Consider the following 18150-nt stretch of genomic DNA (forward strand, 5'->3'; position numbering starts at 1 on the left):
ACAAGCGGCGCCATAACGCCGCGGATGCGAGGTTCGAACGGCTCTCAGACGGGGGCCGCCGGCAGGTCGAGGCGGGGGGCGAGAGTGACATCGCCCATGGCGGCGAAAGGACCGTTCCGGTAGCCGCGGTCCTCATGGCCGTAGGTGAGGGGGATGCTGCCCGGGCCGACGACGCTGCCGCCGGCGCAGCAGAGAATATGATCCCCGGCCGCCGTGTCCCATTCCATGGTCGCTCCGCAGCGCACATAGATGTCGGCCTCTCCGGAGGCGATCAGGCAGAACTTGAGGGCCGACGAGGTCATGCGCCTCGTTCCGATGGAGAGCACGGAGAGGCAGGCTTCCGTGGCAACGTCGCCATGCCGGCGGCTCACGAGGGCGACGAGCCCGTCGTCAGGCGCTCTGCGGACCCTGATGTCCTGCCAGTCGAAGGGGGTGCCGCCGTCCTCCGGCATCGCGCTCCTGCGGGCGGTCGTCCCGGCGATCCAGATGGCGTCCAGTGCCGGAGCCGCGACGGCCGCCGCCAGGGGGCGACTCCCCCGGATCAGGGCGATATTGACACTGTATTCGCCTGTGCCATTGATGAAGTCGCGCGTTCCGTCGAGCGGGTCGACCAGGAAGAAGAATTCGTCTGTATGGGCCGTGCTGGCCGTTTCCTCGGCAACCACCGGAACACCGGGCCACGCCTCGCCGAGGCGGCGGACGATCAGGCGTTCCGCCGCCAGATCGGCTGCCGTGGACGGGCTCCCGTCATCCTTGATGCGCTGTTCGACGAGAACATTCTCCATGCCCCGCAGGAGATGGGCGGCTTCCGCCGCGATCGGGGCAAGCCGCAGGGCGATCTCGTCAGGATTGGCGTCATCGAGGAGCATGATGGATTTGTGCCTGTTCTCGAAAGACCTGTCGATCTCTTTTCCGCGCTTTCCAAAGAACTCGCAGCCGGGTATCCGGTTCACGTTCTCTTTCCTGTTTGGCTGTATTCGTGAAACCCGAAATCCAGAATTTCATGAATCCAGCGCTGAACTTACGGTCTTCCGGAGCCCTTATGGCCACCATTTCTCTTGATTCGCTCGACCTTGCGGCTCTCCTATGCTCGCGGGTCTGCCATGACGTGATCTCGCCGGTAGGCGCGATCGTCAACGGGCTCGAGGTCCTGGAGGACGACAGCGACACCTCCATGCGCGAGTTCGCGCTCGACCTGATCCAGAAGAGCGCCCGGCAGGCCTCCGCCCGCCTCCAGTTCGCCCGCCTCGCCTTCGGGGCCGCAGGCTCGGCCGGAGCCTCCATTGATCTCGGCGACGCCGAGCAGGTGGCCCGGGGCCTCTTTCTCGACGACAAGATTTCCTTCTCCTGGTCGTCGCCACGCCTTCTGTTCCCGAAGAACAGGGTCAAGCTTCTCCTCAACCTGATCATGATCGCCATCACGGCCATTCCGCGCGGCGGCTCGATTGCCGTGACGGTGACCGGAGACGCGGAGAGCTGCGCGTTCACCATCAAGGCCAAGGGCCTCAATGCGCGCATTCCCGCCCACTCGCAGGATCTGCTCGCCGGACACTCGGAAACCGGGACGGTGGATGCCCACGGCATTCAGATCTACTACGCCGGCATGGTGGCGCGCGCATCGAACATGAATGTCGCCTTCAGCATCGATGGCGATGAAGTGACGATCGCATCGACGACGATCTAAAAGCCGGATTTCAAGAGAGGTGCTCCCGGCGAGTGCCTCGCTCCGCCCATCCCGATCCCGTATCTCCCGGTGTGCATCGGGTGTTCGCCAGAGGTCCGGTCCGGGCCGATGGCAAACATGCATTTTCAAGAGAGATCGATAGCACCGCTTGTCCGCCGCAGGCGCGACTTCTGTTTTGCGCAGATCCAAGATGTCGCCGTCGCACAAGCAGGCGCGCTGTAGCCGTCGGCAATGGGACTGTGCCAAGACATCCCGACGGACGCGACGGCATGACCTCACGCGAACCAGTGCGAGGTACTCCCTAGCAATGAGAGACGAGGTTGCGAGGCGGGCGACGCGACAATTCCTGTCGCAAGGGTGCATGCATCAGCAGTCTGATCGCGCATCGAAATCTCTCGTTTCGTAAGATCATCGCGCCAATGAAAAAAGCCCGGCGGTGACCGGGCTCTCACGATCGTTCACGTCGCCTCTGAACTAGATTGCGATGCGCTCGTCGGACTCGCTGGGCTCGCGCAGCACGTAGCCGCGGCCCCACACGGTCTCGATGTAGTTCTTGCCCTGCGAGGCATTTGCGAGCTTCTTGCGCAGCTTGCAGATGAACACGTCGATGATCTTCAACTCGGGCTCGTCCATGCCGCCATAGAGATGATTCAGGAACATCTCCTTGGTCAGGGTCGTGCCCTTGCGGAGCGAGAGCAGCTCCAGCATCTGGTATTCCTTGCCGGTCAGGTGCACGCGAGCGCCGCCGACCTCGACTGTCTTGGTGTCGAGGTTCACGACGAGGTCACCCGTTGTGATTACGGATTGCGCGTGACCTTTGGAGCGCCGCACGATGGCGTGAATGCGGGCGACCATCTCGTCCTTGTGGAACGGCTTCGTCAGATAATCGTCGGCTCCGAAGCCAAGACCCTTCACCTTGTCTTCGATGCCGGCCATGCCGGAGAGGATCAGGATCGGTGTCTTCACCTTCGCGACGCGCAGCGTGCGCAGAACCTCATAACCCGACATGTCGGGAAGATTCAGATCGAGAAGGATGATGTCGTAGTCGTAGAGCTTGCCGAGGTCGATGCCCTCTTCGCCGAGATCCGTCGTATAGATATTGAAGTTCTCGGACTTCAGCATCAGCTCGATGCTTTGCGCTGTCGCGCTATCGTCTTCGATGAGAAGTACGCGCATGTCTATTCCCCAGCCCATGCCCTGGAGCTTGCGGGTAGCTTGCCGCCGCCCATCCGCCACCGGGCCTGCGGCGGATGCCCTTTTGCACTGATTCGTAATGCTAGTTCGGAATGGTTAACAAACCCTGATTCCTGCATGCAAGCGCTTAACGACATGGCTCCGCCAATCTGTCGCCGAAAATGCTCAACCTGTGGATTCGGGATGACCATTGGGAACCTCATCGTTCCATCCAAAACTGTTGCAAACGAAGGGTTTCGCTTGCATCGGCCTGCCGATTTGCCGAAGCGGCAGACGTGACAGAGCCAGTGTTAACGAAATCAGTAAACGAAAGGTTGACGCAAGCCTTGCGCAAGCCTCGCTTCCGGTCACGAGCCTGAACGCGATCGCCCGTGATCTGGCTGGTCACGCTTTTTCGTTCATTGTGGTAAGGAAGGGTCAACTTCCATGCGCGATGATGTCTCATGCCTCACGGATAACTGAGCGATCCGACAGGCACGTGAAACAGCGACGTGTGGAGTTGAATCAAAATGAAGTCGCGGGATACGCTCATCCGCCTCAAGCGCTTTCAAGTCGACGAGAAACGTCGGAGGGTGGCGCAGATCGAGATGATGATCGCCGAGTTCGACCGCATGGCGGCTGACCTTGATCGGGAAATCGCGGCGGAAGAGCAGAAGGCCGGGATCACCGATCCGAACCATTTCGCCTATCCGACCTATGCTCGCGCCGCGGCCCAGCGGCGGGACAATCTCCGCATGTCGGCTCAGAACCTTCATAAACAACTCGATGATGCCAAGGCGGAACTCGGCGAGGCGTTCGAAGAGCTGAAGAGAGCGGAAAGTCTGGAGGACCGGGAGCGCGGCAGCGAGCGGACTCTGGACCCATCCATCAGCCAGATGGGTCAGGCCCGCGCCATTCGCGCAACCGCCTGACCCCTTTCGTCGGAACGGATCAAAAAGGACGCGTCCATCCCGACGCGTCCTTTTTCGTATCCGCGTCAGTCGAGCACCGGCACCTGGGGTGCGCAGTCGATTGGGATGATGCCCCGAAGGCGTGGATCGTCCGTGACCTCGATGGCGCGGCGATACGGCTCGAAGCCTGCGCGCCTATAGAAGGCGAGGGCCGCCGGGTGGTCGAGGCTGCAGGTATGCACGAAGAAGCGCTCGATCGGCCGGGCGAAGGCCCGACGAACGGCCTCGCTTATGAGGAAGCGTCCGGCTCCCTTTCCGATCACGCCGGGCACGAGGCCCAGGAAAGCCAGTTCCGCTTCCCCTTCGGGTCTGAAGTCGAGTTCCAGAAGACCCACGTCATCCTGACCGTCGTGCAGGGCATAGGCCTCGACTTTCGGGTGGCCGAGAATGCCGGCGAGTTCCTCATCGGACATCACCAGGCGGCTGGACCAGAGCCAGGGCTCGCCCACCCGGCGATAGAGGGTTTTGTATCGGTCGCGATCTGCGTTGAGAGACTGGAGCGACCAGCCCTCCGGAGCCTCCGCCGGCAGCGCCGGAGGAGGGGAGCGCATCTCGAGATAGGTGACGACGGCTGCGATCTTGCCGGACGGCAGATCCGTGTAGCCGTCGAGGTTCAGCATCGTCTGGGGTGTCGTCATGCGGGGCCTCGCATCGGTCGTCGGAGCATCGATCTGTCACGGCTTCCGCGGAAGAGCAACGGCCCGGAGCGGACGGGCGGCCCGGCGGAGGCGCCGCTCGGGGACGTTATGTCCATCCTCCCCGGGCGTTTCCACTTGCGGTTCGAATGGATTATAGGCACAGAAGAGGGAACCAAGGAGCACGACCGTCTCGATGAAGAAAGTGCGTGAGTTCATCTGGCCTGTCATCGGGCTTGCAGCGGTCGTCGTTTCCATCTGGCTTCTCTATCGCGAATTGCGGGGCATGTCCCTCGACGACGTTTGGGACAGCCTGACAGCGGTGCCCTCTCACCGCTACGCCCTCGCCGGTCTGTCGACCCTCGTCGCCTATGCCGCCCTGGCCTGGTACGACCGGATCGCGCTCCTCCATCTCGGCGTGCGGCACATCTCGTGGCTGTTCGTGTCCATCACGTCCTTCACCACCTATGCCTTGTCGCACAATATCGGCGCCTCGGTGTTCTCGGGCGCCATCGTCCGTTATCGGGCCTATACGTCCAAGGGGCTGAGCGCTCCGCAGATCGCGGTTCTGGTGGCGTTGTGCTCCTTCACCTTCGGCCTCGGCACCATCCTGCTCGGCGGCGTGGTGCTCACCGTGGATCCGACGCTCCTGCATCGTCTCGAGGACCTGCTGCCCTCTGCGCTCACCAACCCGGCGACGGCCCGCGTGGTGGGGTTGCTGCTTCTCGGCTTCGTTGCCCTCTACGTGGCGGGCTCCATTCTGCATCTGCCGCCGTTGGTGATCCGCAAGGCCAAGCTGGAATACCCGCGTCCCGCGATCATGGTGCGCCAGCTGATTGCCGCTCCGCTCGAGCTGCTCGGGGCCGCCGGCATCATCTACTTCGTGCTGCCGGCGCATCTGGAGCCGAGTTTCCTGACCGTGCTCGCGGTGTTCCTCGCCTCCTTCTCGGCCGCTCTGGTGAGCCACGCGCCCGGGGGGCTTGGCGTCTTCGAGCTCGTGTTCCTGACGGCGATGCCGGACATCCCCAAGGCGGATGTGCTCGCGGCGCTGATCATCTTCCGCCTGTTCTACCTGTTGATCCCGTTCGCCATGTCGCTGGTGGTGGTGCTCCTCTTCGAGCGGGCCCGGCTGGCGCAGGCCTGGCGCGCCCGGGGGGCGGTCGACAGCAGTTCCATTCCGCCGCCGCCGCTCTCGGGATCCGATCTGTAGGGCGCCTCTCCCGGCATGTCCCGGCCGCTGGTCGAGTTCCCAGGCCGGCCGTGCTGCCCCACGAGCCGTCGCCCTCAGGCGGCGAGCGTGGACTTTTGACCCGGTTCCGGCACGGGAATGCCGGCGTCCATGTATTCGTTCAGCTTGTTGCGCAACGTGCGGATCGAGATGCCCAGGATGCGGGCCGCATGTGTCCTGTTGCCCAGACAATAGGCCAGGGTATCCAGGATCAGGTGACGCTCCACATCGGCAATGGTGTGCCCCACCAGGATGCGCCGGAGCGCCTCAGTCGTCTGGTCGGCGATGGACGAGGGCGGAATGGCGGCATGCGAAGGGTGAGAAGGCTGCTGTTCCGTCATGTCCTGAGCGCTGCGCACGATTCGTACCTATCCAAGTAAAGGGTAAGGATTTATGCCCATCGTATGGTTAGGAAGGTCTTAACAGCACAGCTTCCGGCCGGATAAACGGGGATGCCGGACGAAAGTAAGCAGGCGTTGCGAACGAAAAAGGCGCCGCTCGATGAAAGCAGCGCCCCGTCCTCTGTTGCCCTTTGGCTTTCAGGCTACTGCCTGTATTGCTGGATCCGGGTTGTCCGGAGGCCGGCCAGACCGTGCTGATCGATGGACATCTGCCAGCTCAGGAATTCCTCGGTGGTCAGCGTATAGCGCTGGCAGGCTTCCTCCAGGCTCAGCAGGCCGCCACGGACGGCGGCGACGACTTCGGCCTTGCGGCGGATGACCCAACGGCGGGTGCTGGAGGGCGGCAGGTCGGCAATCGTCAGGGGACTGCCATCGGGCCCAATGACATACTTGACCCTTGGGCGGTGGGGTTCGGTCATGATACGCTCACACAAAAATTCAACGACCTTGGTAGGTTCGAACCTAAAGGGTGGGGCTTAATGTTTTCCTAAGCCCGTCCAGGCGGTTACGAGTGAGCCTAAGCTTAGCCATAAACGTTAACACCGACTTATTGCGGCACGTTTCTCTTTAAGAATTCGACGGTCATCGCTATAGAAGGGCTTTGGCCCCTCCCGTGCGCCGCCTTGAACGGCGCCTCTGGACGGAACGATGCTCAACTCACTCGATCTTCCCAAGTCTCCCGCCGAGACCCGCGTCGTGGTTGCGATGTCGGGCGGAGTGGATTCCTCCGTCGTGGCGGCCCTGCTCAAGCAGCAGGGCTATGACGTCATCGGCATCACGCTTCAGCTCTACGACCATGGCGAAGCCGCGCACCGCAAAGGGGCCTGCTGCGCCGGACAGGATATCTACGATGCCCGCCGGGTGGCGGAGGCCATCGGCATTCCGCACTACGTGCTCGATTACGAGGAGCGCTTCCGCGCGGCCGTGATCGACCGCTTTACCCAAAGCTATCTGGCGGGCGAGACGCCGATCCCCTGCGTCGAGTGCAACCGCTCCATCAAGTTCCGGGATCTTCTGGAAACCGCCAGGGAACTTGGGGCCGACGTGCTGGCCACGGGCCATTACGTGGCGAGCCGCCGCCTGCCCGACGGGCGTCGGGCCCTGCACCGGGCCGCCGATCCGGACCGGGACCAGAGCTATTTCCTCTATGCAACGACGCCGGAGCAGCTCGACCTGCTTCGCTTTCCCTTGGGGGAGCTGCCCAAGGAGAAGACCCGCGAGCTGGCCCGCAGCTTCGGGCTCACGGTGGCCGAAAAGGCCGACAGCCAGGACATCTGCTTCGTCACGCAGGGGCGCTACAGCGACGTCATCGAGCGTCTGAAGCCCGGCGCCGTCCAGGGCGGAGAGATCGTCCATGTGGACGGCCGCGTGCTCGGCCGGCATGAGGGCATCATCCATTACACCGTCGGTCAGCGGAAGGGCCTGGGCCTCTCCGTCGGCGAGCCGCTCTACGTGGTGCGTCTCGACGCCGGCGAGGCTCGTGTGGTGGTGGGTCCTCGCGAGGCCCTGGCGACGCGCCTCATCAGGATCACGGACGTGAACTGGCTCGGTGACGTGCCGCTGGAGTCCTTGGGCGAGCAGGGGATGGAAGTGGCCGTCCGGGTCCGTTCCACCCGCGAGCCCCGTCCGGCCGTTCTGCGATCCACAGGAACCGGCGCTACTGTCGAGCTGTTATCGGCGGAGGACGGGGTGTCTCCTGGCCAAGCCTGTGTCATGTATGAGAGCGACGCTCCGCGGGCACGGGTGCTTGGTGGAGGGACGATCGCCCGCACAGTCGCCGAAGCCGCCCCTGCCGCGGCCTGAGGCGTCTCTCTGAAGGAACCTGCATGACGGATGGAGCGACCACGACCCTGATGCGCAAAGCCTATGCGCGTTGGGCGCCGATCTATGACCTTGTGTACGACAAGCTGACCGAGCCGGCCGCTCGGGCCGCCGTGAACGCCGCGGTCGCCTGCGGCCCCAAAGTTCTGGAGGCCGGCGTCGGCACCGGACTGTCCCTCGGATATTATCCGAGGCATGCCGAGGTTTACGGGGTCGATCTCTCCGAGGATATGCTGCGCCGGGCGCAGGACAAGGTGGAGAAGCGCGGCCTGTCTCATGTGAAGAGCTTGCAGGTCATGGACGTGACCCGCCTTGGCTTTTCCGACGAAACCTTCGATGCGGTCACTGCCCAGTTCATCATCACTCTCGTGCCGGAGCCCGAGGTGGCGCTCGCCGAATTCGCCCGGGTGCTGAAACCCGGCGGCGAGATCGTGCTCGCCAATCATTGGGGCCAGCCCTCAGGCCCCGTGGCCGCCCTCGAGGAAATGGCCGCGCCGCTTGCCAAGGCTATCGGATGGAGTTCCTCCTTCAAGACGGCTCGGGTGGAGAATTGGGCGAGGAGCACCGGGTTCATGGAGGTGGTCGAATTGAGATCCCTCTTCCCGGCCGGCTTTTTCAAGCTCATGAGAATCAGGAAGCGGGCGTGAGGCCCGCTTCTTCTTTTGGAGACCACCCATGACTTTCGGCGCCGGAGCCCTATTTCCCAGGTCTCAAGTTCCTGCACGCATTCACGAAAGTGATTCCCATGCGCCTTTTCATGTTCTCCTCCCAGGCCAAGGAAGATCTGCACGCTTTCGCGGGCGATGAATCCGGCAGCAAGCTGCCCGCCAAGTACGGTCCTTGGGGGCTGACGGGCACTCTCAGCTCGCGCGAGGCCCCGCCGCACAAGTTTCCCCGCAGGGCTATCGAACAGGCGATCGCTAATGAAGGCTTTCAACTCTGGCGCATGAAGCCGAAGGGCTGACATCCCTCCGCAGCAAGGAGTGGCGCGTTCGTCCGTTCAGGCTCCGACCGCATTTGCCCGGCGGCATCGACAGGAGATGCACGGCTTCGGGGACAGTAAAGAAACCGCGATAAAAATGTCGGTTGGGCCCGCCTCTTTCTTGACACTCGGGCATAATCTTCCCTATATCGCCCATGCCTGACGCGGGGGCTCCCCGCGACCTGGGGCGGAGTAGCTCAGTTGGTCAGAGCAGAGGAATCATAATCCTTGTGTCGGGGGTTCAAATCCCTCCTCCGCTACCATTGATCCCATCGGGATCTTTTCCGGAAAAGCGATCCCATCCATCAGCGGGCCGTTCTAGGCCGGTTCGGTATCGATGCCGGCCTCCGTCAGTTCCTTGAAGCCGCCGATATTGAAAACGGCCGTGTAGCCCATGTCCTGAAGGGTCTTTCCGGCAAGGGCGGAACGGCCGCCCGAGGCGCAATGCAGGAGGATGGTCCTGTCCTTCTGGAAGACCGGGTTATGATATTGGCTCTCTGGATCCGCGCGGAACTCGAGCATGCCCCGTGAGACGTTCATCGCGCCCTTGAGCCTGCCGGTCTGCTGAACTTCGGTGGAATCGCGCACATCGACGACAAGCACATCGCCCGATCTCATCCTTTCCTTGGCTTCGGCCGGCGACAATCGCGTGACCGCTGCGTTGGCCTCCGCGAGCAGGTCTTTCACATTTTTCGCCATGGCTTCCTCTTACCTGCGGGTCCTCGGGAGGAGGAAGGCTCAATCCGCTGTGATCCGCTGTCAAGGCAAGCAGAAGAGGTAGGAAAGCTTGGTAGGTGGAGGCCTATCCAGGTGAAGGATCATTTCCGGGGCTTCCCATGAAAGGATTGCTTCAGGACGAGGCCGATGATCTCTCCTTGCGAACGCTCTCCAGGGCGGCGCGATGTCAGATCATCAAAAAAGGTGCCCCCTGCAGGGGGCACCGCTTCATTCGGGCATGTCCATGAATTCCGAGACTGCCCCGGGTCGGGGTCGTGTCAGGATTTGGACGCGCCTGCCATCGGGAAATTCGATGGTGCGAAGGGTCATGACCTCCAGGCCGGCATCGACCCCCGCGCGAAGCCTTTCCGCACGCGTGGATCGGGAGGTCCTGTCGGTCAACCGCCGGGGCCGAGCCGCCTGTACCGATCGCTCGCTTCCTGCTGCCACAGAGCGTGTCTTTTGTCCGCGATCCCTGCGTTCGCTCACGGCCCTGCGGGCCGTGGGCTTTACAGCCGGCTTGTTCTCTTGAGCAGCGGAAGGCGCTTTTTCGGCCTCTTGCTGCGCCTGTTTCTTGTCTGCCTCCGCCGGCTTGGCCGCTGCATCCCTAGCAGACTGTTGTGGCTGCGTCGTGCTCGCAGCAGGGGAGGGACCGGGGCTGCTGGGCGCCGCAGCAGGGGCGGGACCGGTGGCTGGCGCCGCAGACTCGGAAGGCGGATCGACCCATGGCCGTGGGGACTGCGCTTGGGCTGTCGATACGGCGGCCAACAGGCCAAAGACCAAGCTCGCATTCCCGATCCAAAACAACCGTGTTTCCATGGTGGCCTCCTGTGCGGAGGGAACGCTTGCCCGGTCGGCCTCGGTTCCCAATCGCCTGTCGAAGCCGGAAACAACTTAATGAGAGGCCGGAAAATATGGCCAAGCCTTGTTTAATCGAGGCTCCGACAAAACATAGGGGAAGAGATTCACATGAGAGTACCCTATGGACCAGATTATCGCCTTGACGTCAGACCCAGCCGCATGGGCCGCTTTGGCAACTCTTGTTGTGATGGAGGTGGTGCTCGGAATCGATAACCTGATCTTTATCTCGATCCTCACCAACAAACTGCCCGCTCACCAGCAGGCAAGGGCCCGCCGTATCGGCATCGGGCTGGCCCTGATCCTTCGGTTGGGCCTTCTCGGGACGATCGCCATCATTGTCCGCTTGACGGATCCGTTGTTCACGGCTTTTGGGCATGGCTTCTCCTGGAGGGACCTCATCCTCATCGCGGGCGGCCTCTTCCTGGTATGGAAGGCCACGAAGGAGATCCATCACAATGTCGATCCCGATCCCGGGCCGGACATGTTCGACGGCAGGCAGGCTGGCATGAGCTTTGCTTCTGCGATCACCCAAATACTCATTCTCGATCTGGTGTTCTCCATCGACAGCATCATCACGGCTGTCGGCATGACGGAGCATGTCCCGATCATGGTCGTGGCCGTGGTTGCCGCCGTGACCGTCATGCTCGTGGCGGCCGATCCTCTGTCGAGGTTCATCCAAGCCAATCCGACCGTGGTCATGCTGGCCCTGGGCTTCCTGCTGATGATCGGCATGACGCTGATCGCCGAAGGCTTCGGCGTCCACGTGCCCAAGGGCTACATCTATGCCGCAATGGCGTTCTCGGCTCTCGTGGAGGGGCTCAACATGCTCTCCCGGCGAAGCAAGAGAACGCGGCAGGGCTGATCGTTGCATCATGCGCGATCGGAGATGCAGTCGCGTACGGTGAGAGATTGCCAGCAGCCGATCGCATCAGAAAGCAGCCGGCTCCAGTTCTCCGGAGCCGGCTGTTTATCGGATTGCCATATCTCTACATGACGATGAAATCGGCGTTATTAGTTGTCTTGTTGGCGCCGATCAGGTTGTTCAGCATCAAGGTTGTCCGGACGTATCTCGGTCGGCGTGCGCCTCGTCCATTCGCGGCTTCCTGCATGGCGTCATGAAAGGACCCGGGGGCGCGCTCCTCTCCACTCTGGTCCTTCCCGGAAAGCAGGAATCGCGGTTCGCCTCTCCGCCTCATTCCATGCCCAGATCGGTGTCTAGCGGGCTTCCTCATTTTGGCAACCGTCTCGTGGGCTGCACGGGCGAAATTCGATGCGCCGGTTGCGGCGGTCCTGTCCCAGGCGGCGGGAACAGCTCAGACACTGCGAGAGCCGCCTCGTCTTGCGGCGAACGATGCCAGTCTAGGGTGCATGTCTAGGGTGCGTGCGCCTTCGGCGGATTCTCTATCATAGTATTTTCTCGATCTTAAGAGTTAATTTCGAGCAGTATCGGGCGTGATTTCAATGTAATCCGTCCGGGGTATCTCTCCGACCGAAATAGTGACGAAAAAATGCAGGCGTGCGGGGTATCTATTGGGCTGTGCTGGCGGCACTGAATGACTATGCCTTGATTTCTTTTCCGACGGGAACAGCCTAATGCAAATCAGTGTCTTTGGAATTGGCTATGTTGGAGCTGTCTCGGCCGCATGTTTGGCCAACGACGGCCATCATGTTCTCGCAGTCGATCCAAACCCACAGAAGGTTGAGCCTCTCAACGCGGGCATTAGCCCGATCATCGAGCCAGGACTTGAGGAGTTGATCCAGGAGGGCATCCGCAGCAAACGCCTCAAGGCCACCGATGATGTTCGTGAGGCCATTCAGGGCTCGGATCTCTCTTTCGTCTGTGTTGGAACACCATCCCGCTCTAACGGCTCTCTCGACGCCAGCTTCGTCACCGCAGCTGCCGAGCAGATCGGCGCCGCGATCAGGGAAAAGAATTCTTTTCATTCCGTCGTCATGCGCTCCACCATTCTGCCAGGCACGATGGAGAGCATCATCGTGCCTGCCTTGGAGCGCACATCCGGACGGCAGGCGGGCGTCGGCTTCGGTGTGGCATACTACCCGGAGTTCCTGCGCGAGGGTACGGCCATCACGGACTACTATGATCCCGGTGCGATCATCTTCGGGCGGCATGATCAGGCCACCATCGATCGTCTCATCGACCTGCACAGGATCTTCAAGGTCGAGCCGCGGATCGTCACGATCCGCACGGCAGAGGCGGTCAAATACACCAACAACGCTTGGCACGCCCTGAAGATCAGCTTCGCCAATGAAATCGGCAATATCTGCAAGGCGGCTGGCATCGACGGCCATGCCGTGATGGATGTCCTCTGTTCCGACACCCGCCTCAATATCTCCAAGGCCTATCTTAAGCCCGGTTTCGCCTTCGGCGGGTCATGCCTTCCCAAAGATGTGCGGGCCTTGCGCTTCGCCGCGCGCAACCTGGAAGTGCCGACGCCGGTTCTCGATGCGACTATGGAGGCGAACGAGGAGCAATTGCGCCGCGCCTATTCCATGGTCGCTGCGGCAGGCAAGCGCCGTATCGGTATCATCGGCCTGAGCTTCAAGCCTGAGACGGACGATCTGCGCGAAAGCCCGCTCGTCGAACTCGCAGAGCGGCTGTTGGGCCGGGGCTACGATATCCGGATCTACGATCCGAACATTCAGGTTTCGAAGCTGACCGGTGCCAACCTGAACTTCGTTCGTGCTCACCTGCCGCATCTGACATCGCTGCTCACGGCGGACATCAACGAAGTTGCCGACCATGCCGAAGTTTTCGTTCTCGGCAACCGCGCCGAGGCTCAGCGCTTGATGAGCGTCGTGAATGACGGCCGGCCTCTCGTTGATCTCGTCCGCATCGATCAGACAAGGTGTTCCGGTGACTTCTATCAGGGAATTTGCTGGTAAACCCGGTTGGATCCGGCTCTCGGAGCCGGCCTGGGTGCATCTCCTTCATGCCCCTGCTGTTGCGGCTGCGCTGCCAGTGGAAGACTGCCTGGCCAGTATGGGTCTGGGAACGAACGTTGGAAGGGCTCAGCAAGGCTCGGAACGCATCAAGGCAACCGAATTGCAAGTCTCAAACGATCAAGTTCGTCGCTGCGGAATGCTCAGGCTGACGCGTCGAGACATGGAGATGAACGATGGATAACATCATTCCCGTTCTGATGTGCGGAGGATCGGGGACCCGCTTGTGGCCCGTCTCGCGTGCCAGCGAACCCAAGCAGTTTCATGCGCTGTCCGGTGAGAGAAGCCTGTTTCAGCAGACGGTCCAGCGGTTCCGCACCGAACTCTATGCAGAACCGCTCGTGATCGTGAACAACAATCACCGAGACCTTGCGCTGCGGGAAATCGGAGAGCTCCAATCCGGCCCGGTTCGCCTCCTCGTTGAACCATGCGTGCGCAGCACGGCGCCGGCTATCGCCGCCGCCGCGGCTTTGATCGCGGAAGAAGATCCTGACCGGCTGATGCTTGTGGCTCCGAGCGACCATCTGATCGAGAAGGCGGAAGTGTTCTCCGATGCGGTGAGTCAGGCGGCCCATGCGGCGCGCCAGGGACAAATCGTCCTGTTCGGGATTCGGCCGACGCATGCAGAGACCGGGTTCGGTTACATCGAGGTCGGAGAGTCTTTCGACGACATCAGCTTCAAGGTCGCCGGCTTCGTTGAGAAGCCGAAGCGGCCCGCCGCGGAAGCGATGCTCGCCGCGGGGCGTCATTTGTGGAACAGCGGCATCTTCATGTTCACCGCGCGCACGATCATGATGGAACTCGAGCAATATGCGCCGGACGTCATGGCCTGCGCCCGCCGGGCCGTGAGCTCCGCTCATCGCAGTAATGACACCATCCGCCTTTCGGCGGAGTTCGACATGGCCCCTGCGATTTCCATCGACTATGCGGTCATGGAGAGGAGCGACCGGCTCGTCTGCGTCCCCGTATCGCCGAACTGGCGTGACCTTGGCTCCTGGTCGGCGCTATGGGATGCCGGATCGAAGGACACCGACGGCAATGTGGCGCGCGGCGACACGATCCTCCATGACGTGCGCAACAGCTACGTGCACGGAAACTCGCGACTTGTGGCTGTCATGGGTGTCGAGAAGATCGTGGTGGTCGATACGGCCGATGCCGTTCTCATCAGCTCCCTCGATCAGGCTCAGAACGTCGGGCGTCTTGCCATCGAGCTGGCGTCTACGAAGAGGCCCGAGGCCAATCTCCACCGCAAGGTTCGCAGGCCTTGGGGATCCTACGAGTGCCTGCGGCTTGGCGAAGGCTTCCAGGTCAAGCACATCATCGTCGACGTGGCGGGGCGTCTGTCCCTCCAATATCACCATCATCGGTCGGAGCATTGGACCGTCGTGTCGGGGACGGCGCGCGTCACTGTCGGAGACAGGATCTTCGTCATGGGGGCGAACGAGTCCGTGTACATCCCGAAGGGCGACGTGCACAGGCTGGAGAATATCGGCGACGATGAACTGCACCTGATCGAGGTCCAGTGCGGCACCTACCTCGGCGAGGATGATATCGTGCGCCTGGAAGATCAGTATGATCGTATCGTCACGATCTGATTGAGGGCTGCGAGAATCAATGTAGCCGTTGTCGCCCGCTTCTGAGCTCAGGAAGCCCGCGAGTCGCCGGCCTCGTCGCCTCCGAGGCGATGCCGGCTCCGCGATTTCCGTAGACGGCGTTGTGCCGGAAGGTATTCCATACACCGGAATCGAATCCTGCCGACCTCTTGTCTCGCTGGCCCGTACAGCGGTTGTGCTCGACGATCTTCCCCGACAAGCCTTCCTTGATGTCAGCGCATTCTTTTCCGCGTGCGTTGAACGTCTTGTGGTGGATCCAGTCCGCGTCCGGCCGATCGACGCTCGCAGCATGAGTCGAGCTGCAGATTCTCAGTCCATGGCCTTCTCCGGACCAGTGACGATTGATTTCGCGAATGCCATCCGTCCGCGCGGTTTGGATAGGTAGCGAGGCAAGGCGCTGGATTGCCTGTCGGGACACAAGAAAGCCATATCGTGCTTGCAAATTCTCACGGAAGTACCCTCGATGTCGCTACTACGAAATAGCTTCACCGATAAGGTATTTGTGCGAGCTGCCATATTGAAGACGCAAACAAGTCGAAGACCGCGATAGGCGAAAGAAGTATTTTTCGCTTGCGATGGTTTGATGTCGTCCGATGATATCGATCTGGTACTCCCAAAGCAGTAACTATTACCTCCTTTTCATCAGTAGTTCCTGCCGAGCCTCCTCGTATAATCAGGGGTAATCTTTGCGAAAAGGGATCCCCCCCCAATGTCAAACACGCTTCAAGTCACAACGATCTTGGGCTGCAAGAATTCCATGCTCCGCGAGGGGATCCGGCACATCCTGTCGAGCACCCGCTACAAGGTGCATCCCGAGGATCTGAGCTCCCGGGGCACGGCAGTCCCCCAGCTCTACGGGCACGCTCCGTTCCTCTTCATCATCGACAGCAATCTCTATCCGAGCGGAATGATCAACATCGTGCGGGATCTGAAGACGCAGCATATCAACGCGCGTGTCGTCGTTCTCGCGGACGGGTTCGACCTGGATGAAATGAAGCTCGTTCTTCAAGCCGGTGCAGACGGCTACTGCCTCGCGACCACGGGCTGCGAAGCGCTGATCAAATATCTGGACCTCGTCATGCTGGGAGAGGTCGTCTTCCCGTCCTTCGCGTTCTTGAGCGCCATATCGCCCGCAGGCGAGGCAACAGTTCCGCACAAGGAAAACACTCCGATCTCGATGCCTCTTCCTCAGGCGGAGCGACTGGCCGAGGCAAAGGATTCCGTCATCCGGACCCTATCCAGCCGCGAGGCGGAAATTCTGCAATGCCTGATGGAAGGTGCGCCGAACAAAGTGATCGCGCGCAAGCTCGAGGTCGCAGAGGCAACCGTCAAGGTTCATATCAAGGCGATCTTGAGAAAGATTCGGGTGGCCAATCGCACCCAGGCCGCCATGTGGGCGGTCAATCACCTGTCCGGCTCCGGTCAGGAGGCGCCATGGGTGCAATCCTCGTCCGGCGACCATGCCGTGTCGCAGGCCTCTCCGCTTGTGAAACTTTTCTGAGGTGTCAAAGCAATGCGCTTCGGCTCGTGCTTCGTGCGTCAGGCGTGAAAAGTGGATTTGCACTTTTGGGGTCAATCCGATGCTCCGCTCTTAGGACGGCGCATCGTCTGGTGCGGAAAACCGGGTCCACTTTTTCCTGACGCGGCCCTCCGGGTCCGCATGATGCGCTAGTGCAAGCTGTGCGTGAGCTTGATTGAGAAGAGCACCTTGCCGCTTGGGTCCGTGGCCTCCAGCCGCCATCGATCCCAGTCGATCAGTTCCCCATCCGCTTCTGCGCGGAGTTCCGCAATCGCTTTGAGGGCTTGGGCCCATGCCTGGTCCAGATCCCTCACGTCGACGCCTTCGTCGTCGATTATCGTCTCTTCATCGCTCATCAGGTTGAAGTAACATCTCATGATCAGTAGGGGCAGACCGGCTCTATTTGGAACGATATGTTATTTAGATCGACCGTGAGGCATTTCCATACTGCGGATCGCAGGGATTTTGTCCTGGGATGTCGCGCAAGCTCTTTATCCCAGATCGACGTCCAATGGCATAGTTTTGTTGGGACAAATTGGTCTCAGGCCAGCCTTGGATCGGGCAGCCATCGTGAATGCCTCACGTAAGGGCGGCACACCTGCCGCAAATGATACGAAGTATCGCAAAGAATTCACCACGTTAACAAATATTTAACAGATGTGAATAGGAAGTCATTGTAGGAATTCAGCGAATAAGCTAATTTCCCTAAAGGAAAATGTCGGATTCTCTCGCGTTTGGACTGTAGACCAGAAAAGGCGCTCCCATGCGGAAAACCTACGATCTTGATGGTGCGTCCCTCCCGAGCTTGCCGCTCACGAGAGACATCGGGCAGGCCCGGTACCTGGAATTGGCTCACGCATCCGATGCGTCCCAGGATCGGTACATGAATCCTGAGACGACCCCCACTCTCCTTGTCGAGCCCAATACCCTTCTTCGAGAGGGATTGAGGCGGATCCTGGCTGAGACGGCCTATAATCCCGTTGCCTTGTCGGCGAGCTTCGACGAGGTCTTGGCCGCCTGGAAGCCGGAGGCTGCTCCGTTCCTGCTGATCATGGACGGCGCGCGAGATCACGAGGAAGCCTGCGATCAGATTCGGCAGATCAAGAAGCAATCTTCTTCTGCCCGGGTGCTGATGCTCGTCGACCAATACGATCTCAAGCAGATCATCACGGCCTTCCAGGCGGGGGCGGATGCCTATCTCGTCAAGTCCGTATCCTGCGAGGTCCTGGTGAAGACGCTGGATCTCGTCATGCTGGGAGAGATCGTGTTCCCGTCGGCCGTTCTTGAGCTGCTGAATGAGCACGTTCTGCAGCCGAGCGACGCAGGGGAGGCCCAGGGCGCTGCGAAGGACTTCGACGGACAATTCCAGAGCAAGGGCCTGTCCGTTCGCGAAACGGTGATCCTGCGGTGCCTCATGGAAGGCGATTCGAACAAGCTCATCGCGCGCAAGTTCGACATCACCGAAGCAACCGTCAAGGTTCACGTCAAGGCGATCCTGCGCAAGATCCAAGCCAAGAACAGGACGCAAGCCGCCATCTGGGCCGCGAGCCATCTGCCCACCGAGGGGCCGTTCTCCGCCTGAGG

The 18150-nt window shown here is 61.1% G+C and carries 17 protein-coding genes, 1 tRNA gene and 1 pseudogene; 12 read left to right on the forward strand and 7 right to left on the reverse strand.

Annotated features, from left to right (window positions below):
• Positions 1–44 precede the first annotated feature (44 nt).
• Positions 45–953 (reverse strand): 3'(2'),5'-bisphosphate nucleotidase CysQ family protein, encoded by a 909-nt coding sequence (locus E4K09_RS08080; RefSeq protein ID WP_425293824.1) that lies wholly within the window; start codon positions 951–953, stop codon positions 45–47.
• 89 nt (positions 954–1042) lie between these two features.
• Here E4K09_RS08080 and chpT point away from each other — a divergent pair, with 89 nt between their 5' ends.
• A complete protein-coding gene (chpT, locus tag E4K09_RS08085; protein WP_134496236.1) occupies positions 1043–1684 on the forward strand; it encodes a histidine phosphotransferase ChpT in 642 nt (213 codons plus the stop codon).
• A gap of 474 nt (positions 1685–2158) precedes the next feature.
• Here chpT and ctrA read toward each other — a convergent pair whose 3' ends face one another.
• A complete protein-coding gene (gene ctrA, locus E4K09_RS08090) occupies positions 2159–2860 on the reverse strand; it encodes a response regulator transcription factor CtrA (RefSeq protein WP_134496237.1) in 702 nt (233 codons plus the stop codon).
• 527 nt (positions 2861–3387) lie between these two features.
• Between ctrA and fliJ the strand changes: the two genes are divergently transcribed.
• Positions 3388–3789: a flagellar export protein FliJ gene (gene fliJ, locus E4K09_RS08095; protein WP_134496238.1), complete on the forward strand. Its 402-nt coding sequence runs from the start codon at positions 3388–3390 to the stop codon at positions 3787–3789.
• 65 nt (positions 3790–3854) lie between these two features.
• Here fliJ and E4K09_RS08100 read toward each other — a convergent pair whose 3' ends face one another.
• Positions 3855–4466 (reverse strand): GNAT family N-acetyltransferase, encoded by a 612-nt coding sequence (locus tag E4K09_RS08100; RefSeq protein WP_193557266.1) that lies wholly within the window; start codon positions 4464–4466, stop codon positions 3855–3857.
• Between the two features lie 193 nt (positions 4467–4659).
• Between E4K09_RS08100 and E4K09_RS08105 the strand changes: the two genes are divergently transcribed.
• Positions 4660–5673, forward strand: coding sequence for a lysylphosphatidylglycerol synthase domain-containing protein (locus tag E4K09_RS08105; RefSeq protein WP_134496239.1), 1014 nt, complete (start codon positions 4660–4662; stop codon positions 5671–5673).
• A 74-nt stretch (positions 5674–5747) separates the two neighbouring features.
• Here the strand turns inward: E4K09_RS08105 and E4K09_RS08110 are convergent.
• Both E4K09_RS08110 and sciP read right to left on the reverse strand, forming a co-directional pair.
• Positions 5748–5975: pseudogene (locus E4K09_RS08110) on the reverse strand (helix-turn-helix domain-containing protein); the annotation flags it as partial.
• A gap of 260 nt (positions 5976–6235) precedes the next feature.
• Positions 6236–6511: a CtrA inhibitor SciP gene (gene sciP, locus E4K09_RS08115; protein ID WP_009763782.1), complete on the reverse strand. Its 276-nt coding sequence runs from the start codon at positions 6509–6511 to the stop codon at positions 6236–6238.
• A 229-nt stretch (positions 6512–6740) separates the two neighbouring features.
• Here sciP and mnmA point away from each other — a divergent pair, with 229 nt between their 5' ends.
• From mnmA to E4K09_RS08135, 4 genes are all read left to right on the forward strand, one after another.
• A complete protein-coding gene (gene mnmA / locus E4K09_RS08120) occupies positions 6741–7895 on the forward strand; it encodes a tRNA 2-thiouridine(34) synthase MnmA (protein WP_134496240.1) in 1155 nt (384 codons plus the stop codon).
• Positions 7896–7918: 23 nt separating this feature from the next.
• Positions 7919–8560 (forward strand): class I SAM-dependent methyltransferase, encoded by a 642-nt coding sequence (locus E4K09_RS08125; RefSeq protein WP_134496241.1) that lies wholly within the window; start codon positions 7919–7921, stop codon positions 8558–8560.
• Positions 8561–8658: 98 nt separating this feature from the next.
• Positions 8659–8877, forward strand: a complete 219-nt coding sequence (locus E4K09_RS08130) for a hypothetical protein (protein WP_134496242.1) — start codon at positions 8659–8661, stop codon at positions 8875–8877.
• A 204-nt stretch (positions 8878–9081) separates the two neighbouring features.
• A tRNA-Met gene (locus E4K09_RS08135) sits at positions 9082–9158 on the forward strand.
• 55 nt (positions 9159–9213) lie between these two features.
• On the opposite strand, the gene E4K09_RS08140 is transcribed toward E4K09_RS08135, so the two are convergent.
• Positions 9214–9594 carry a rhodanese-like domain-containing protein gene (locus E4K09_RS08140; protein ID WP_134496243.1) on the reverse strand — a complete coding sequence of 127 codons (381 nt, stop codon included), beginning with the start codon at positions 9592–9594 and terminating at the stop codon, positions 9214–9216.
• 1000 nt (positions 9595–10594) lie between these two features.
• Between E4K09_RS08140 and E4K09_RS08145 the strand changes: the two genes are divergently transcribed.
• The 4 genes from E4K09_RS08145 to E4K09_RS08160 all read left to right on the forward strand — a co-directional run bounded on the left by E4K09_RS08145 (position 10595) and on the right by E4K09_RS08160 (position 16548).
• Entirely contained in the window at positions 10595–11335 is a 741-nt protein-coding gene (locus tag E4K09_RS08145; RefSeq protein ID WP_134496244.1) for a TerC family protein, read from the forward strand.
• Positions 11336–12066: 731 nt separating this feature from the next.
• Complete coding sequence (locus tag E4K09_RS08150; protein WP_134496245.1) at positions 12067–13377, forward strand: UDP-glucose dehydrogenase family protein; 1311 nt, start codon at positions 12067–12069, stop codon at positions 13375–13377.
• A 233-nt stretch (positions 13378–13610) separates the two neighbouring features.
• Entirely contained in the window at positions 13611–15029 is a 1419-nt protein-coding gene (locus tag E4K09_RS08155; RefSeq protein ID WP_134496246.1) for a mannose-1-phosphate guanylyltransferase/mannose-6-phosphate isomerase, read from the forward strand.
• Between the two features lie 727 nt (positions 15030–15756).
• Complete coding sequence (locus E4K09_RS08160; protein ID WP_134496247.1) at positions 15757–16548, forward strand: LuxR C-terminal-related transcriptional regulator; 792 nt, start codon at positions 15757–15759, stop codon at positions 16546–16548.
• A gap of 167 nt (positions 16549–16715) precedes the next feature.
• On the opposite strand, the gene E4K09_RS08165 is transcribed toward E4K09_RS08160, so the two are convergent.
• The gene (locus tag E4K09_RS08165; RefSeq protein WP_134496248.1) at positions 16716–16943 is read right to left on the reverse strand and encodes a DUF6894 family protein; all 228 of its coding nucleotides are present in this window, start codon (positions 16941–16943) and stop codon (positions 16716–16718) included.
• Positions 16944–17449: 506 nt separating this feature from the next.
• Between E4K09_RS08165 and E4K09_RS08170 the strand changes: the two genes are divergently transcribed.
• On the forward strand, positions 17450–18148 hold the full coding sequence (locus tag E4K09_RS08170) for a LuxR C-terminal-related transcriptional regulator (protein ID WP_166802222.1): 699 nt from the start codon (positions 17450–17452) through the stop codon (positions 18146–18148).
• Positions 18149–18150 lie beyond the last annotated feature (2 nt).

Source organism: Microvirga pakistanensis, from assembly GCF_004458765.1.
GTDB classification, from domain to species: Bacteria; Pseudomonadota; Alphaproteobacteria; order Rhizobiales; family Beijerinckiaceae; genus Microvirga; species Microvirga pakistanensis.

Excerpts from the sequence above, each read along its gene's own strand:
- chpT (WP_134496236.1), top strand. The coding sequence starts at position 1,043 with ATGGCCACCATTTCTCTTGATTCGCTCGACCTTGCGGCTCTCCTATGC.
- ctrA (WP_134496237.1), bottom strand. The coding sequence starts at position 2,860 with ATGCGCGTACTTCTCATCGAAGACGATAGCGCGACAGCGCAAAGCATC.
- fliJ (WP_134496238.1), top strand. The coding sequence starts at position 3,388 with ATGAAGTCGCGGGATACGCTCATCCGCCTCAAGCGCTTTCAAGTCGAC.
- E4K09_RS08100 (WP_193557266.1), bottom strand. The coding sequence starts at position 4,466 with ATGACGACACCCCAGACGATGCTGAACCTCGACGGCTACACGGATCTG.
- E4K09_RS08105 (WP_134496239.1), top strand. The coding sequence starts at position 4,660 with ATGAAGAAAGTGCGTGAGTTCATCTGGCCTGTCATCGGGCTTGCAGCG.
- sciP (WP_009763782.1), bottom strand. The coding sequence starts at position 6,511 with ATGACCGAACCCCACCGCCCAAGGGTCAAGTATGTCATTGGGCCCGAT.
- mnmA (WP_134496240.1), top strand. The coding sequence starts at position 6,741 with ATGCTCAACTCACTCGATCTTCCCAAGTCTCCCGCCGAGACCCGCGTC.
- E4K09_RS08125 (WP_134496241.1), top strand. The coding sequence starts at position 7,919 with ATGACGGATGGAGCGACCACGACCCTGATGCGCAAAGCCTATGCGCGT.
- E4K09_RS08130 (WP_134496242.1), top strand. The coding sequence starts at position 8,659 with ATGCGCCTTTTCATGTTCTCCTCCCAGGCCAAGGAAGATCTGCACGCT.
- E4K09_RS08140 (WP_134496243.1), bottom strand. The coding sequence starts at position 9,594 with ATGGCGAAAAATGTGAAAGACCTGCTCGCGGAGGCCAACGCAGCGGTC.
- E4K09_RS08145 (WP_134496244.1), top strand. The coding sequence starts at position 10,595 with ATGGACCAGATTATCGCCTTGACGTCAGACCCAGCCGCATGGGCCGCT.
- E4K09_RS08150 (WP_134496245.1), top strand. The coding sequence starts at position 12,067 with ATGCAAATCAGTGTCTTTGGAATTGGCTATGTTGGAGCTGTCTCGGCC.
- E4K09_RS08155 (WP_134496246.1), top strand. The coding sequence starts at position 13,611 with ATGGATAACATCATTCCCGTTCTGATGTGCGGAGGATCGGGGACCCGC.
- E4K09_RS08160 (WP_134496247.1), top strand. The coding sequence starts at position 15,757 with ATGTCAAACACGCTTCAAGTCACAACGATCTTGGGCTGCAAGAATTCC.
- E4K09_RS08165 (WP_134496248.1), bottom strand. The coding sequence starts at position 16,943 with ATGAGATGTTACTTCAACCTGATGAGCGATGAAGAGACGATAATCGAC.
- E4K09_RS08170 (WP_166802222.1), top strand. The coding sequence starts at position 17,450 with ATGAATCCTGAGACGACCCCCACTCTCCTTGTCGAGCCCAATACCCTT.